This window comes from Arsukibacterium sp. UBA3155 (genome assembly GCA_002364615.1).
In the GTDB taxonomy this organism is placed as follows: Bacteria; Pseudomonadota; Gammaproteobacteria; order Enterobacterales; family Alteromonadaceae; genus Alishewanella.
On the sequence record DEYP01000020.1, the window covers coordinates 16867 to 33049 of the forward strand.

15 protein-coding genes are annotated in these 16183 nt (G+C 47.7%); 4 read left to right on the forward strand and 11 right to left on the reverse strand.

Going from position 1 to position 16183, the window contains the following annotated elements:
* Nucleotides 1–2: 2 nt before the first annotated feature.
* The 11 genes from B2X65_RS09755 to dapA all read right to left on the reverse strand — a co-directional run bounded on the left by B2X65_RS09755 (nt 3) and on the right by dapA (nt 11658).
* Nucleotides 3–479, reverse strand: coding sequence for a nuclear transport factor 2 family protein (locus B2X65_RS09755; protein ID WP_290612321.1), 477 nt, complete (start codon nt 477–479; stop codon nt 3–5).
* A complete protein-coding gene (gene phrB, locus B2X65_RS09760) occupies nt 472–1920 on the reverse strand; it encodes a deoxyribodipyrimidine photo-lyase (protein ID WP_290612322.1) in 1449 nt (482 codons plus the stop codon). The genes B2X65_RS09755 and phrB overlap by 8 nt, the downstream gene beginning before the upstream one ends.
* A gap of 1 nt (nt 1921) precedes the next feature.
* Nucleotides 1922–2863, reverse strand: coding sequence for a YbgA family protein (locus B2X65_RS09765; protein WP_290612324.1), 942 nt, complete (start codon nt 2861–2863; stop codon nt 1922–1924).
* 267 nt (nt 2864–3130) lie between these two features.
* Complete coding sequence (gene ihfA, locus B2X65_RS09770) at nt 3131–3427, reverse strand: integration host factor subunit alpha (protein WP_213997103.1); 297 nt, start codon at nt 3425–3427, stop codon at nt 3131–3133.
* A gap of 2 nt (nt 3428–3429) precedes the next feature.
* Nucleotides 3430–5817 (reverse strand): phenylalanine--tRNA ligase subunit beta, encoded by a 2388-nt coding sequence (pheT, locus tag B2X65_RS09775; RefSeq protein WP_290612326.1) that lies wholly within the window; start codon nt 5815–5817, stop codon nt 3430–3432.
* A gap of 16 nt (nt 5818–5833) precedes the next feature.
* Entirely contained in the window at nt 5834–6814 is a 981-nt protein-coding gene (gene pheS / locus B2X65_RS09780; protein WP_290612328.1) for a phenylalanine--tRNA ligase subunit alpha, read from the reverse strand.
* Between the two features lie 119 nt (nt 6815–6933).
* A complete protein-coding gene (gene hda / locus B2X65_RS09785) occupies nt 6934–7629 on the reverse strand; it encodes a DnaA regulatory inactivator Hda (protein WP_290612330.1) in 696 nt (231 codons plus the stop codon).
* On the reverse strand, nt 7630–8745 hold the full coding sequence (locus B2X65_RS09790; protein WP_290612331.1) for a DUF2066 domain-containing protein: 1116 nt from the start codon (nt 8743–8745) through the stop codon (nt 7630–7632).
* Nucleotides 8746–8828: 83 nt separating this feature from the next.
* Nucleotides 8829–9545, reverse strand: a complete 717-nt coding sequence (gene purC, locus B2X65_RS09795; protein ID WP_290612333.1) for a phosphoribosylaminoimidazolesuccinocarboxamide synthase — start codon at nt 9543–9545, stop codon at nt 8829–8831.
* A gap of 86 nt (nt 9546–9631) precedes the next feature.
* Nucleotides 9632–10696, reverse strand: a complete 1065-nt coding sequence (bamC, locus tag B2X65_RS09800; protein ID WP_290612334.1) for an outer membrane protein assembly factor BamC — start codon at nt 10694–10696, stop codon at nt 9632–9634.
* Nucleotides 10697–10776: 80 nt separating this feature from the next.
* Complete coding sequence (dapA, locus tag B2X65_RS09805) at nt 10777–11658, reverse strand: 4-hydroxy-tetrahydrodipicolinate synthase (RefSeq protein ID WP_290612376.1); 882 nt, start codon at nt 11656–11658, stop codon at nt 10777–10779.
* A gap of 172 nt (nt 11659–11830) precedes the next feature.
* Here dapA and B2X65_RS09810 point away from each other — a divergent pair, with 172 nt between their 5' ends.
* The 4 genes from B2X65_RS09810 to B2X65_RS09825 all read left to right on the forward strand — a co-directional run bounded on the left by B2X65_RS09810 (nt 11831) and on the right by B2X65_RS09825 (nt 16158).
* Nucleotides 11831–12352, forward strand: coding sequence for a glycine cleavage system protein R (locus B2X65_RS09810; RefSeq protein WP_290612335.1), 522 nt, complete (start codon nt 11831–11833; stop codon nt 12350–12352).
* A gap of 62 nt (nt 12353–12414) precedes the next feature.
* Entirely contained in the window at nt 12415–12897 is a 483-nt protein-coding gene (bcp, locus tag B2X65_RS09815; RefSeq protein WP_290612336.1) for a thioredoxin-dependent thiol peroxidase, read from the forward strand.
* 107 nt (nt 12898–13004) lie between these two features.
* Entirely contained in the window at nt 13005–14126 is a 1122-nt protein-coding gene (locus tag B2X65_RS09820) for a PQQ-dependent sugar dehydrogenase (protein ID WP_290612338.1), read from the forward strand.
* Between the two features lie 13 nt (nt 14127–14139).
* Entirely contained in the window at nt 14140–16158 is a 2019-nt protein-coding gene (locus B2X65_RS09825) for a TonB-dependent receptor family protein (protein ID WP_290612339.1), read from the forward strand.
* Nucleotides 16159–16183 lie beyond the last annotated feature (25 nt).

The following is a 16183-nucleotide window of genomic DNA, read 5'->3' on the forward strand; positions in this document are numbered from 1 at the left end:
AATCAGGCTTTTGCCATTTTGTGTTTAACTAATGAGGTTGCCCAACCGAGTACTGGTAAATGTTGATAAACCAACTCGGTAAGATCGTAATAATCACGATGATAACAAATATGCTGCTCCCGCCAACGAAGCTCGGTACAGCCATGGACTTTAATTGGTTTGCCTTTACCAATTGCAGGATGAGACAAGGTCATAATCCAGCTGATAAAACTTAGCTGATCACCATCAGTCTGACTTATTGGATCAAATTGACAATAAGTCAGTCGCTGGTATGCATGAGAAAAATAGTCGGTGAGTTGCTTACGGCCGTCTATCTGGTGTACCGGATCAATAAAGGTTACATCTTGAGTATAAATTTCAGCAAGCTGGTTTAGACCATCATGTGATAAAGCATTATAGAAATTTAAAAAACGCGCTAATTTACTTTCAGTACTCTTAATACTCTCAGTACTTCCAGTGCTCTCATTAATTTCATTCATCAGACTTTTTAACCTCAGTAAACAGGGCAAGCGTTATCTTGCGGGCTTCGCTGTGGTCAACTATTGCTGGCCAATAACTATCAGGCGTTGCTTTTTTATGCGGCCAGTGAATTTCTTTGTTACTCACATGTTCCAGCTCTGGCATGAAACGGCGGATAAACTCCCCTTGCGGATCAAATCGTTCACTCTGGGTTATTGGATTAAAAATCCGAAAATAAGGGGCCGCATCGGTGCCGGTTGAAGCCGCCCATTGCCAACCACCATTATTTGCAGCAAATTCGCCGTCTATTAAAGTAGACATAAAATATTGCTCACCCCAACGCCAATCTACTTGCAAATCTTTTACCAAAAAACTGGCCGTGATCATGCGAAGTCGGTTGTGCATCCATCCGGTTTGGTTAAGCTGACGCATGGCAGCATCAACCAGCGGGTAACCGGTTTTACCATCACACCAGGCTTTAAACTGCTTTTTATTGTTGTGCCACTTAATTTTCGAAGTATCTGTTTGAAAGGGTTTGTGTTTTATCAATTCTGGATAAGCGACCAAGATATGTTTATAGAAGTCACGCCAGATAAGCTCAGATAGCCAGACACTGGCACCAGTTTTTTCCAGCTCAAGTTCTGGCCCTGCCTCCATTTGCAACCGATTAACACATTGCTGGGCTGAGATGACGCCACACGCCAGGTAAGCAGATAACCCGGAGGTACCTTTTTTTGCTGGCAAATCCCGGGTTTTCTGATAGTCAGCAACATACTGCTGACAAAACTCGCGCATCTTATCCAGCACTTGCTGCTCGGCCACTGGCCAGTCCGCCGAACTCTCATCTCCATCTGCCATAGCAGATAGCCCCAAATGTTTAGCCAAATTGTCTGTAGAGAATTCTGCGGTGCCCTTTATTCTCGGGTAACAATGAACTCCCTGCTCCTGCAGCCTGCCAAGCCAGTTTCGTTTAAACGGGGTAAATACTTTATAGGTATCCCCGCTTTGGGTCAGAATGCTGGCAGGGGGCATTATGCAGAGTCGATCGTACCAATTAACCTCCACCCCCTTCTCTTGCAACTGCTCTGTTATTACGTTGTCACGTTGCTGCTCTCTTAGCTCGTATTCAACCTGGCCATATAATGCCACCATGCCCTCGCTGGCCAAACTGGCAAATATGGCTTCACAATCCTGATAGGTATCAGCTTCCAAAGCCAGTAATGGTATACCCTGCTGGGCCAACTCTTGATGCATTTGTTTAACGCGACGGCGGATCAGGTCCTGTTTAATTGGCGCCATATTATGCTGCTGCCAGGTTGTCGGCGTGGCAATATAAAGTGCGACAACAGCGCTGCTCTGCTGCTCACGGGCGTTCTGTGCCGCATGGAACAACGATGCGTTATCAAATACTCTGAGATCATTTCGTAACCAGACAATATGTAAAGAAGTCGATTTCGACATATCAGGCTCGCAATCCAAGTTGTTCAGGATAAGGATTTAAATAGCGTTGCGCTGCAATATACTGATTGGGATACTGACGTAAATAATGCCCCAGCAAAGTAAGTGGGGCCATCAGTGGTAAAAACCCCTGACGATAGCGATGGATCAAGTCCGTCAGTTCACTTTTCTCAGTGCTGCTTAGTGATTTTTTTAAAAAGCCCTGCAGGTGTTGCAGCACGTTAGCATGTTGCTTCCGACTGGCAATATTTTTCAGCGCCTGCATTAAATCGCAAAGATAGCGCTCAGCCAACTGCACAGGATTAAATAATTTTGCGCCGGCTACCAGTCTGCCAAGTTCACGATATGCTAGCGGACTATGCGCCATCACTAAAAACTTGTAGCGGCTATGAAACTGCACCAGTTTGGCAACACTAAAGCCATCTTGCATCTGTTGTTGATAGTCATGACAGGCAAATATCCGGGTAATAAAATTCTCGCGTAGCGCCGGGTCCAGCAGGCGACCATCTTCCTCTACTGGCAACCACGGATAACGCTGCATAAGCTGGTGAGTGAAAATACCGGTTCCAACTTTTCCAAGTTGCTGCCCGGCAGCATCATAAACTCTAACCCGCTCCATGCCACAACTCGGTGATTTCGCGCAAACCACATAACCACTTAAGGTTGTCAATGTCGGTAACAGTTTCTCGGTGTATTGCTGCATCTGTTCGGTATGGTCAATACGGTTGTCCCGGCTTTGTACCAGCCTGATTTGCTGATGCTCATCACGTTGTAACCGGATTGCCGGCCTTGGCACACCCAGGCCGATTGCCTGCTCAGGACAAATGGCAACGAATTTTACCAGTGGTTTGAGTTGCTGCAGGCAAAACGTTGAGGCTTTATGTCCACCGTCAAACCGCACGGGTTCGCCCAGCACACATGCACTTATCCCAATTTTAATACTCATTACTATTTACTCTAAACATACACTCTCAACTCTACTTTGCTACTCAATCACTAAACACGGTGGTGACTCTTTTTCTTTACAAGCAAAGCAGGATAGCGGATCAGTTTTGGCATCGTTGCGAGCAAAAAAAAACGATAATTACCCAAAGGTACTTATCGTCTTTTTCATCATGTGATTTACCAGCAAACTTTTAAAAGGAATACAACACCGTCTGGCCAGCTTACCAGCAATCTGCATTACCCGTGTCAGTATACTCGCCGGCTTAAATCAGGCTTTGCTGGTGCCTGTTTCAACCCTGGATTTAAGCTTCTGACCTGGTCGGAATGTAACGACACAGCGGGCAGAGATCGGAATGTCTTCACCCGTTTTCGGGTTACGACCAGGCCGTTCATTTTTCACCCTTAAGTCAAAGTTACCAAAGCCAGATAACTTTACTTGCTCACCCGCTTCCAGCGCGGTACGAATTTCTTCAAAAAAAGCTTCTACTATCAACTTAGCATCACGTTTGCTAACGCCAAATTTGGTAAACAAACGTTCTGCTAAATCAGCTTTGGTAAGCGCCATTCTTAATCCCTCAACGTTGCGTCGAATTCGTCTTTAAGCACGCTAACCACTTGATTTACAACAAGTTGGATGTCTTTATCCTCAAGTGTGCGTGTTTTGTCCTGCAAAGTCAGAGCAATAGCAAGTGACTTGTAACCGTCTGCTACACCCTGTCCGGTATATACGTCAAACAATTTTAGGTCAACCAATTGATTTACGCCAACTTTTTTTATACTAGCAGTAATGTCGGCAAAACGCACATCGGATTTAACTACCACAGCTAAATCGCGTCTGTTCGCCGGGTATTTAGATAAGTCTGCTGCTTCAACAATAGCACGTTGTCCAAACGCTGCCAGTTCCAACTCAAACAGATAGGCTTTGCCTTTAATTCCCAGTTTACGTTCAGCTTCCGGATGCAAAGCTCCAAGATAACCCACAGTCTTGCCAGCTCTGCTAATCAGCGCCGTTTGCCCGGGGTGCAACGCACTTTGCTCGCCACTGCTAAAACTAAATTCAGCCGCAGCGGATGTCATACTGAGCAATGCCTCAACATCACCTTTAATGTCGTAGAAATCTGCTGGCCGCTCCGTCATGGCCCAATGTTCATTGCTTAGTGAACCCACTACAACACCACCAATGACTTCGACCTGACGAACGCCGCCTGCGGCCGCTGCATCGGGTATAAACTTAAGGCCATACTCGAAAAAGCGCAGACGAGTTTGCTGCCGGTTTTGATTATGTTGTACTGCTTGCAGTAAGCCCGGCCACAGATTCAGCCGCATCGCCGACATATCAGCAGAGATCGGGTTTGGCAAGTCAAGTGACGGTTGTCCGGGGAATAATATCTGCTGCACTTTGGGGTCAACGAAACTATAAGTAATTGCTTCCTGATAGCCACGGTCTGCCAACAAATCGCGCATCCGCTGCACACTAAGCTCTGCTTCACTAAACTTACGCATACTCAATGCAGCCTGGGGCGACACGTTTGGGATATTGTTGTAACCATAAACCCGGGCGATTTCCTCTATTAAGTCTTCGCTTATCGAGATGTCAAACCGATAGCCAGGTACCGTAACCTGCCAACCCAGATCGGTTTCTAACACGGTTAACCCTAACCGAGTTAAGATACCGGTCACTTCAGGTTTGGCAATAGCATGGCCCAGTAAACGTAATAGTTTCGCTTCTGAAAGGCTTATCTCAGCGGTTTTTGGCAAATGTTCTGCTGCAACAGCTTCTACTACCGGGCCTGGCTCACCACCAACTATCTGTAACAGCAAGGCAGTCGCACGCTCGATAGCGGTCCGTTGTAACTGAGGATCAACGCCACGTTCATAACGGTGCGACGCATCAGTATGCAACCCGTATTGACGCGCTTTACCAGCGATTGCCAATGGAGAGAAAAAAGCGCTTTCGAGAAAAATATGTTTGGTTTCTCCCGTAACACCGCTTTGCAAACCACCAAAGATACCAGCCATTGCCAATGCTTTTTCGCTATCGGCAATGAGTAAAGTATTGGTTTTAAGCTCAATTTCGGTTTCATCCAACAAAACCAGCTTTTCGCCTTCATGGGCATAACGAACATCGATATCACCCGATAGCTGATCTAAGTCAAATGCGTGCATCGGATGACCTAACTCCAGCAAAACGTAGTTAGTTACATCAACCACTGGGTCAATACTGCGAACGCCGCAGCGACGCAGCTTTTCCGTTAACCACAATGGACTGCTCTGGCTGAGATCAACATCTCTAATTACCCTGCCAAGATAGCGCGGACACGCTTGCGGGGCCGACAGTGTAATGGCTTTCTGCGCGTTGATTGTTGACGTCACTGCTGCCATCTCTGGCTGACAAACTGAGGAATTGTTCAGTACGCTAACTTCACGAGCCAACCCTTTAATGCCAAGGCAGTCAGCTCGGTTCGGCGTTAAATCAACTTCTATGGTATGGTCATCCAGTTCCAAATATTGCCGGATATCGATACCTACCGGTGCATCAGCCGGCAACTCCATAATACCGTCCGAATCATCGGCCATACCAAGCTCTGAAAACGAACATAACATGCCATTGGAGGGCTGACCGCGTAACTTGGCCTTCTTAATGACGAAATCACCAGGAAGAACTGCGCCAACCTTCGCCACGGCCACTTTTAAACCCATACGACAGTTCTTTGCGCCACATACAATATCCAGCAATTCCGGCTGACCGACATTGATCTGAGTAATTTGCAGTTTATCGGCATCGGGATGAGGACCACAGGCTACTACTTCGCCTACGACTACACCGCTAAATACGCCAGCAACGGGCTCAATGCCGTCTACTTCAAGGCCAGCCATCGACAGTTGTTCAGATAAGGTTGCAGTATCAATTGCCGGGTTAACCCACTGCCGTAGCCACATTTCACTAAATTTCATGCTTAGAATACTCCGCTTATCTGAACTGCTTTAAAAAGCGTAAATCGTTTTCGAAAAAGGACCTGAGGTCAGTCACGCCATAGCGCAGCATTGTCAGCCGTTCCACACCCATGCCAAAGGCAAAGCCACTGTATATTTCGGGGTCAATCCCAACGGAACGCAGCACATTTGGATGTACCATGCCGCAGCCTAATACCTCCAGCCACTTGCCGTTTTTGCCCATTACATCCACTTCAGCGGATGGCTCAGTAAACGGAAAAAAGGAAGGGCGAAAACGAACCTTTAAATCTTCTTCGAAAAAATTCTGTAAGAAGTCATGCAAAATACCTTTAAGCTCGGTAAAGCTGACATTTTTGTCGACCATTAACCCTTCAACCTGATGAAACATCGGCGTGTGAGTTTGATCGTAATCGTTGCGATATACCCGCCCTGGCGAAATAATCCGAAGGGGCGGCTGCTGTTGCTCCATAGTTCGGATTTGTACACCAGAGGTCTGGGTACGCAGCATCAGCTTCGGATTAAAATAAAAGGTGTCATGATCGGCCCGGGCCGGGTGATGCTCAGGTATATTCAGTGCGTCGAAATTATGAAAGTCATCTTCAATTTCAGGGCCATGTTTAACAGCGAAACCTAGCTCCGTAAAAAAACTTTCGATTCTGGCAATAGTGCGGGTAACTGGGTGTAAACCACCATCATCAAGTTTACGTCCTGGCAAGGTAACATCTATTTGTTCCTGAGCCAGCTTTGCTGCTAACTGCGCCTGTTGCAGATGGTCCCGCTTTTGATTAAGCGCATCCTGCACCTGCTGTTTAAGTTCATTAATTTGCTGACCAGCCAGTTTGCGCTGTTCAGGGTCCATCGCACCTAAGGATTTAAGCAGTTCGGTAATACTGCCTTTTTTCCCCATAAAGGTTACCCTAACTTCTTCCAGCGCAGCTATATCTGGGGCAGCAGCAACCGCTTGCAGTGCATTGTCTAATATTGCAGTCAGATTCATCTTTGTCCTCAAAGCAGCCAACATCGTCAGTAAGATTAAAACCGCTAATGATACACCAAAAAGGGCGCTAACACGCAGTAGCTAAGTGGGTTTTTTCGGCTAAAATAATACTTAAGTTGCTAAATGAGAATAGATTTAACGAAGGGAATGGTTAATTTACGCTGATGAACAATGGAAGCTTTATCCAGCTGATCCAGGATAGCGACTAAAGAGCGAATATCCCGCTCATAGCGGTTGAGCAGAAAGCGCGCGACATCATCACCCAGTTCCATACCCCGCTGGTGCGCTTTTTGTTTTAAAAGTTTCTGCTTATCATCGTCAGTCAGTAATCGTAATTGTAAACTATGGCAGGCCTGCAGCCGGGAAACCAGATCAGCCAGTTTAAAGCCCAACTGAGGAGGCGGTTGGTTTGCCACAATAATCAGGGCTTTTCCCTGTTCAACCATCCGGTTGTATAAATCAAATATTGCTATCTGCCAGCTAAGATCGTCGGCAATCGCTTGAATATTATCCAGGCACACCACATCAAGCTGCTCTAAATTATCAAGCAAACGAGGGCTTAACTGCTGATAATCCTGTAGCGCCAGTAACTGACTGGTTAAACCATGCTCCTGAGCAAAAATACAGGAAGCATAGAGTAAATGTGACTTACCACTACCACTTGCACCAAACAAATACAGCGGTGGCTGACCGCCAGGTTGCTGCAGATAGCGCTTAACGATGCTAACCGCTTCAGTCTGACCGGCAGCATAGAAACTATCTAAGGTCTCATCGTCTGGCAACGTCACCGCCAGGGTATATTGCAGCGGTTGCATTTAACGTCTGATAAACACGTATCGGGCATCAGCTTGCGATACCAAATTTAATTCAACAGCAGACACTGCCGGCTCATTGACGCCTAACGATGCCATATGCGGTGTATCCGATAATTGCAACGCCGTTTCCCATTGCAAAATACGGGTTAACTGGGCGAGTTCAATATGTAAGTTAACCGCAAACCGAGCCTCATTTGCTGAGTATTCGCTTAACGTCACTGCGGCCACACCAAGCACCCGATTTAATAACGTTTCAACAGTTACCACATCGGCCAGGTTCAGCAAGTTACTGACTGCCAACTGATACGTTTTTTGTTCAGCTTGCAAGACCACAGCTTGCTCTGCTGCCAATTCAGCTGTTAATGCTACACCAAAGGCACTCATCAGCTCAGAGGGTTCTGCTGCGGTAATCTCATTGCGAACAATTCGGGTCTGGTTTGTCCCTTGCACCGGACTTTGTCTCTGCCAGCTTAACCTTAACTTTTTCTCACCATCCTGACTGACTTCATCAAATGCCAGGGTCATTACCATATCCGGCCGGTAACGGCTGCTCGCCTGACCGATGGCTTGCCAGAACCCCGCCCAGACGTCGGTTTCCGACAGCAGCATCAGATCATCCATATCATAAAGTGGCAGTGTTACCGGAATACCATGCTCGGCCAGACTTTGCCGCAACAATTGCACCAGCTCATTATCTGGCCGGCGCAAAAAAGACCGGTCGGCGCCTTGCTGCTGCACAATCCAGACTAATATTTCTGGACGGTGCGCTCCCCAAATAGCAATTTCCTGCTGTTGCAGTAACAGGTTAATCAATTTGGCATCGAGCAATACTTTTAAGCGACTTGTTCCATTCTGACGTACGGATTCAAATTGTTTAACATACTTACCGGCATTATTCAGCTCATTGGTAATCGCCGGAAAGGCTGAAAGGTCACTGATGCCGGTCAAACGGGTGATAACCTGAGTAAGTGCATTACTCTGCCATTGACGCTGGGATTGCTCAGCGCTGACATCGGCGACATATAAGTTGTTCACTTCAATGGCAGATACCAGAGTACTGCAAAGCACAAGCACGGTTGCCAGCAACAATTTAACAGGTTGCATCTGAAATGCCATCTGAACTCCTCAACTATTAATTTGCTGCCTGTACAGGGTGGTGTAACACAACAAAGCCACCTTTCGGTGGCTTTGTTACAGCGTTAACCTAAGTTAACACCGAGCCGGTTAGCTACTTCTTCGTATGCTTCAACCACACCACCCAGTCCCTGACGAAAACGATCCTTATCCAGCTTTTTGCGAGTGGCTTTGTCCCACAGACGACAGCCATCTGGCGAAAACTCGTCTCCAAGTACTACCTGGCCATTAAACACGCCAAATTCCAATTTAAAATCAACTAACAACATACCTGCATCGTCAAACAATGCCTGCAGCACATCATTTGCCATAAAGGTCAAACGTTTCATTTCTGCTAACTGCTCGCCAGTTGCCCAGCCAAACGATGTTGCCAGAGACTCATTTACCATAGGATCATGTAATGCATCGTTCTTTAAAAACAACTCGAAGGTCGCAGGCGTCAACGCAATGCCTTCTGTCACACCCAAACGGCGGACCAGTGAGCCAGCTACATAATTGCGAACCACACATTCAACCGGAATCATCGCCAGCTTTTTTACCAGAACTTCGTCATCTGACAATAAGGCTTCCACCTGAGTGGGTATGCCTGCCTGCTCCAGTTTTTGCATAATAAAATAGTTAAATTTATTATTTATCATGCCTTTGCGATCAAGCTGTTCAATACGCTCGCCATCGAAGGCTGAGGTGTCATTACGAAAGTGAAGGATGAGTAAGTTGTCATCAGTCGTGTTAAATACTGTTTTAGCCTTACCGCGGTACAATTCTGTCGTTTTTTGAACCATTACTCACTCCAATCGCCTGGCGAAAAAATCAGGCGAAAGTATAAAGATCTTTATGCTATTGGCAAATGACTTTTTCTGTCTAACACTCAAAGTTCGACTTTTGCCGCTCTGATTGCCGCAACAAAAGGCTCATATGCAGCAACAATAGTGTCCGCTGCCAAAGGTTGGCCATCTTTGCTCAACAGGTTAATTACTGTACCCGCGTCACTGCGCTGCAATACAATCTGATAGTCGCTGTCGGCAATTGGTAAAACCGGCGGTGCCTCCTTACCCATCAATGATGACCACATGCCCCGACTTGGTTTAGTGTAGCTAACGTAATATGTGTAAACCGAGCGATTAATATCATTGACGGTAAAGTTAAGCTGCTCAAACACCGGCTCTAACTGCGACCAGGTGACATCTATTGATTGTGATGTAATAAACGCTGGCTCGCCTGCTTTATTTAAACCAGGTTCAAGTGCCACTTCCTGTACCCTATCCCGATTCACAATAGCAGTTTCTATTTCAGCTACAGCCACCTGATTAATCAGTCCATTTAACAACATCACTTCATTATCCCTGGCGGCCGCGCTGCTCAGTTCAGCCTGCCGATCAAAATAACGATGCTCCAGCAAACTAACGGTGACAATCGCCGTTCTGCCGTGTGGCTTCGGGTCAACGGTTATCGCATAGCGCGCTTCATCTAACTGCTGAGCATTTTGCCAAAACCAGAAGCCCTCTGTTTTAAAACGTTTAATCCAATCCGTTTCAAAACTAAGATTTGCGCTATCTGTGGCAGTAAGTTGAATATTCTGGGCCGCAAAATAGTCACGAATTTCGCTTTGTAAAAAGGGTACCAGCTCACCGGTTAAATCGTTCCGTTCAAACATAACCCGGGCCAGCTTTTCAGCTTCATCGGTTATTCTGCTGCTGCTTGCGGTGGCCAACACTAACACCGGTGACTTATCTGCAACATCGCCCGCAGCGTTGCCTACTTGCGGAATATCATATTTACCTGGCTGACGGGGGGTGGCCAAATCGGCAGGAATATCCAGGGTAACCTGTTGCCGTTGTATACGAGTGTCAGATTCATCCTTAAAAACAGAACAGCCACTTACTAACATGGCGCTCAGCGACAATGTGATACAACTTTTTTTCCAATAATGCACCTGTACTACTCCTGAAAAGGTATTGCCAAAAACCCGGGTTATTTCGCCAGATTAATTTAATGAGTTACTAAAAACGGACATTAAAACTGCAGACCCGCTTGTTGCAATGCCTGTTCGATTGTTCCGTGATGAATTGGTTCCAGCTGTGTCAACGGCAGGCGAATAAAATCTGATTCAATTAACGCCATTCGCTGTAATGCCCACTTTGTTGGAATGGGATTAGATTCAATAAATAACTGGTGATGCAGCCCCTGCAACATGTCATCCAGCGTCTGAGCTTCTTCAGTTTGCCCTGAGCGGGCCAACCGGCATAAACGTGCTAACAACGCCGGAGCGACGTTGGCGGTAACTGAAATAACCCCATGTCCTCCCGCCTGCATAAAAGCCAGACTGGTGGCGTCGTCACCACTAAATAACGCAAAGTCAGCGGGACAACGCTGCTGTAACTCTGCCAGTCGTGCCAGCGAGCCGGTCGCCTCTTTAATGCCGACGATATTCGCTGTAGTAGCCAGTTCAGCAACAGTTTCAGGCAGCAGATCTACCCCGGTACGGCCTGGCACATTATATAACAGCACCGGTTTAGCCGTCGCTGCTGCAACCTGTTGAAAATGCGCCAATAAGCCCTTTTGCATGGGTTTATTGTAGAAGGGCGTTACGGTCAGAAAGCCATCAATTGCCAGTTTATCAAGTTGACGGGTACGCGCCACGCCCTCAGCGGTGGCATTGGTGCCATTACCGGCTAACACCGGGATCTGTCCACTTACCTGACCTGCCACCCGGGCAATTATCTCTAGCTGCTCAGGAAAACTGATGGTTGCGGCTTCAGCTGTGGTACCCATGATAACCAGGCCATCTGAGCCTTGCTGCAGGTGAAAGCTAACGAGCTGTTCCAGCCCTTTATAATCAATTTCGCCGTCCGGCAACATAGGGGTCACTAAGGCAACAAAACTTCCACTGAACATCACAGTCACAGGCTCCACAACATACAAGGGTAATAGAATAAGGCGTCCTATGTTAAAGAGTGCTGCAGACAAACACAAGCCGGCAATCCGATAATGCTAATAGTTCGTCTAAACGGCTTATGATAAACTTAACGCCTTCTTCGGCATCGTTAAATGTTCTGATCGGAGTTTTATGTCGCAGCAACTTGTAATAACGGCTATCGGGACTGACCGCACTGGTATTGTCAGCAAACTGGCCCGGTTGGTCACTGACTATAATGCTAATATCATTGACAGTCGGATGGCAGTATTTGGTAACGAATTCACTTTTATTATGCTGATCCAGGGCGATCAGGCTGCTATTAGCAAAATAGAGTATCTGATCCCGTCGCTAGGTTCAGAACTTGATCTGACAACAATGACCAAACGTACAACTGCCCGGCCACGCACTCAAGTTGCTGCTCACTACGTTCTTGATTACTCAGGACCAGATCGGGTAGGCACACTCGGTGCAATAACCGGCCTGCTGGCCAGCCATAATATTTACATTGGCTCTTTGCAATCGGCCACTACCTTTAACAATGACAATACCGTGCAATTACACAGCCAGATAACGGTCGAAATACCGCTGGGTATTAACCCCTCAGATATTGAAACTGCTGTGATGGCATTGCTAAACGAGCTTAATCTTATTGGCACTTTTGTGATGCGATAAACCAGCCGCGGTGCATTCAAAGAACTGTCAGGCAAACACATCATTTATAATAAGGAGTTATTATGCAAACATTAACCGCCGGCCAGCAAGCCCCGAATTTTACTCTGCCAGACCAACATAGCAAAGCGATCAGTCTGAGCAACCTGCTGCAGCAAAGTAAGGTACTGGTTTATTTTTACCCCAAAGCGATGACTCCGGGTTGCACCGTGCAGGCGTGTGGTTTGCGGGACATTCAGTCATCGCTTGCTGAACATGGTGTGCAAGTTGTCGGGATCAGTACGGACGCCCCCGCCAGACTGGCGAAGTTTGCCGAGCGCGACCAACTTAACTTCACCCTGCTGGGCGACGAAGATCATCAGGTTGCAGAGCAGTTTGGTGTTTGGGGTACTAAAAAATTTATGGGTAAAGTTTATGATGGCTTACACCGGCTAAGTTTTCTGGTTAATCAGGATGGCACTATTGACCATGTATTTGATAAGTTTAAAACAAAAGACCATCATCAGGTCGTGCTGGACTATCTTCAGCACCGGGCGCCACAGCAGTAATTTTATTTAAAAACGACATTTATCGTATCGGCTGGCTATTCTGACTTGTCTTCCTGCCAATTGCCGATGCAATCGCTAGTATGGTGAAAAACTTAAATGGAGATGCAATGAAAACGCTGCTCAAAATAATTTACGCAAGCACGGTGCTACTGGCGCTGCACAGCGTTAGCCAGGCGCAGACGCTGGAAATCAAAACAGAAAAAGCCATATTGCAGGTTGAGACAGTAACCGACGGACTGGAAAACCCCTGGGGACTGGCATTTTTAGCCGACGGAAAGATGTTGGTTACAGAGCGCGCCGGACGTTTACGTTATGTCAGCGCTGATGGCAGCCTGAGTGAGCCAATCACAGGATTACCAGACATTACTGTCGCTGGTCAGGGTGGTTTACTAGACATTATTCTGCATCCCAGATTTGCTGAAAATAACCAACTATTTTTTAGTTATAACGAACCGGGTCAAAGTGGTAGCAGCACGGCAGTAGCCAGGGCCACATTAAGCGGTAATACCCTGACCGATGTTCAGGTAATTTTCAGTGCTCAGCCCAAAATCGACACTCGGCATCACTTTGGCGGTCGTTTAGTATTCGCCGCTAACGGTGATCTGTTTATTACTCTGGGTGATCGTGGTAGCCGTCGCGATGATGCCCAGACCCTAAATACTCACCACGGTAAAGTCGTCAGAGTGCAAACGGACGGCAGAGCGTCGGTGTTGAACCCTTATCTGCAGCGGGAAAATGCCCTTGCTGATGTCTGGTCCTATGGTCACCGGAATATTCAGGGTGCAGCACTGCATCCACAAACCGGGCAGCTCTGGACCCACGAGCATGGCCCACAAGGCGGCGATGAAATAAACATTGCCCAGGCTGATGTTAATTACGGCTGGCCGGTCATTACCTATGGTGAAGAATATGGCGGTGGTAAGATTGGTAAAACTGAGCAAGCAGGAATGATGCAACCCTTGCACTACTGGGTACCGTCCATTGCGCCAAGCGGCATGACATTTTATACCGCCAATCTGTTTAAACCATGGCAGCAAAATCTTCTGGTCGGATCGTTGAAGTTTGGTCAGCTTGTCAGGTTGGAGCTAAAAGAAGATACCGTCATTCATGAAGAAAGAATCATGATTGGCCAGCGGATCCGTGATGTCAGACAGGGTCCGGACGGTGCAATTTACTTACTGACCGATCAAAAGAACGGTCAGATTTTGCGGGTCACACCGAAAAAATAACAGGATGCCAGCTTTGCTTTGTTTTAAACCTATCGCGACCGCCAGTTCACTGGCGGTACTTTTTAATGCTTCAGTAATTTACGCTGATGAGCCCCTTGAAATCATCGTGGTTACTGCCACCAGTGAGCGCCAGAGCTGGTTACAAAGCCCGGCAAGTGTAGATATCAGCGACACACCACAGTCTGGCCTGCTGTTTGACAGCGCCCAGCTATTGCAGGGTATCCCGGGTGTGCAGGCTGACAGCAGAGCTAATTTTGCCCAGGATACCCGCCTGAGTGTTCGGGGCTTTGGTAGCAGAAGCCCTTTTGGGATCCGAGGCATATATCTGCAACAGGATGGTATTCCGCTCAGCGCACCAGACGGCCAGGGCCAGCTTGCCAGCGTGTTGCTAGATAACGTCCAGAGTATTGAAGTATTGCGTGGTCCGTTGGCAGTGCTTTATGGCAATGGCGCCGGTGCCGTTATCTCACTGAACAGCCGTCAACCAAGCCAGAGCACGTTAGCAACCAGCATTGCACTGAGCGAGCGGCATCAACAGCAACACATTAACCTCGCGGCAGTAGACGATAAACAAAGCCTGCAAATTGCGTTAAAACAGTTTAAAACGGATGGGTACCGGCCGCATTCAAGCGCAGAAAAAGATCAGCTACAATTTAACTGGCACCGGCAATTAACCAGCACCCTGCAGTTGCACTTACGTTATGACTGGTCGTATGACCCCTACCTGCAAGATCCGCTTAGCTTAAGCCCGGCGCAGTGGCGGGAAAACCCCCGGCAAACCGTGGCTGGCGCTGAGCTGTTTGATACTGAAAAGTCGGTCAAACAGCGCCAGACCAGTGTCAGTTTAACCGGTGAGGGTAACACCCCTTTCCAAATCGGCTTATGGCAAGGCCAACGAGATATCAACCAACGTCTGCCTTTTACGGGCTCTGCGATCACGTCCTCTGGTGGAGAAGTGCAGTTAAACCGCCAATATCACGGTATAAAAGGCCAATACCAATTTACGCTATCAGATAGTGTTAACGCAGTAATTGGCGGCAGTGCGGTACAGACAGATGATCGACGGTTCGGCTTTATTAATGACTTTGGACAGCGTGGTGATCTGCGCCGGGACGAGGATAATCAGGCCAGTAATATTGATGGCTTTATCCGGCTAAACTATCAACCCACTGCTGCACTGAACTGGCACGGTGGCTGGCGCTATTCCGATTTGGCCTATCAGATAACAGACTATTTTAGCGAGGGCGATAATCCGGATGACAGTGGCGTTCGCAACTACTATCAGCAAGCCTATGCACTGGGTGTAAACTGGCAACTCAACCAGCAACTGGCCTGGTTCGCCAGTGCCGGTACCGGATATGAAACCCCTACCCTTGCTGAGCTGGCATATAGCCCAGCAGGCGGCATTAACCTGCAACTGGCTGCCAGTACTAACCACCAATGGGAAACCGGCCTGAAATGGCAAAATAGCCAGCAGCGTGCCAGTTTAAGCGTATTTGCAATCGCCACTGACGATGAAATTATTGCTCAGAATAGCGAGGGTGGCCGCACCAGTTTTGCTAATGTCAGTGAAACCAGCAGGTTGGGTCTGGAGTGGCAATGGCATTATCAACTGTCAGCGCAATGGCGCTCCGAGCTCTCTGGTCATCTGTTGCAAGCAGAGTTTGACGAAGGGCAGAGGGCCGGTAAGCAGTTACCTGGTGTTGCAGCGGTTGAAGTGGATTGGCAATGGCGTTATAGCCTCCGCCTGGCGATACCATTGCAGGTAACCCTGCAAGGCCATTATCGTGGCAAGGTTTATACCGATGATAACAACAGCGATGCCGCGCCAGCTGCCATCTATTTCAGTGCCGCTGTGAACAGCCAGCAACAATACCAGCAATGGCAATTTAGACAGTGGCTTAGCCTGAATAATATTACCGACAAGCGCTACGTAGGTGCTGTGGTCGTGAATCAGGGAAATGGCCGATCTTTTGAGCCTGCAGCCGGGCGTGAATTAGCCGCCGGGGTTACCGTCAGTTATCAGTGGTAGCCTTCGCTGGCCCTGCGACAGCGTT

Bases quoted from the DNA above. Each gene is read 5' to 3' on its own strand.
- phrB (WP_290612322.1), bottom strand. From the start codon at position 1,920: ATGTCGAAATCGACTTCTTTACATATTGTCTGGTTACGAAATGATCTC.
- ihfA (WP_213997103.1), bottom strand. From the start codon at position 3,427: ATGGCGCTTACCAAAGCTGATTTAGCAGAACGTTTGTTTACCAAATTT.
- B2X65_RS09755 (WP_290612321.1), bottom strand. From the start codon at position 479: ATGAATGAAATTAATGAGAGCACTGGAAGTACTGAGAGTATTAAGAGT.
- pheS (WP_290612328.1), bottom strand. From the start codon at position 6,814: ATGAATCTGACTGCAATATTAGACAATGCACTGCAAGCGGTTGCTGCT.
- B2X65_RS09790 (WP_290612331.1), bottom strand. From the start codon at position 8,745: ATGGCATTTCAGATGCAACCTGTTAAATTGTTGCTGGCAACCGTGCTT.
- purC (WP_290612333.1), bottom strand. From the start codon at position 9,545: ATGGTTCAAAAAACGACAGAATTGTACCGCGGTAAGGCTAAAACAGTA.
- hda (WP_290612330.1), bottom strand. From the start codon at position 7,629: ATGCAACCGCTGCAATATACCCTGGCGGTGACGTTGCCAGACGATGAG.
- B2X65_RS09765 (WP_290612324.1), bottom strand. From the start codon at position 2,863: ATGAGTATTAAAATTGGGATAAGTGCATGTGTGCTGGGCGAACCCGTG.
- pheT (WP_290612326.1), bottom strand. From the start codon at position 5,817: ATGAAATTTAGTGAAATGTGGCTACGGCAGTGGGTTAACCCGGCAATT.
- B2X65_RS09820 (WP_290612338.1), top strand. From the start codon at position 13,005: ATGAAAACGCTGCTCAAAATAATTTACGCAAGCACGGTGCTACTGGCG.
- bcp (WP_290612336.1), top strand. From the start codon at position 12,415: ATGCAAACATTAACCGCCGGCCAGCAAGCCCCGAATTTTACTCTGCCA.
- dapA (WP_290612376.1), bottom strand. From the start codon at position 11,658: ATGTTCAGTGGAAGTTTTGTTGCCTTAGTGACCCCTATGTTGCCGGAC.
- B2X65_RS09810 (WP_290612335.1), top strand. From the start codon at position 11,831: ATGTCGCAGCAACTTGTAATAACGGCTATCGGGACTGACCGCACTGGT.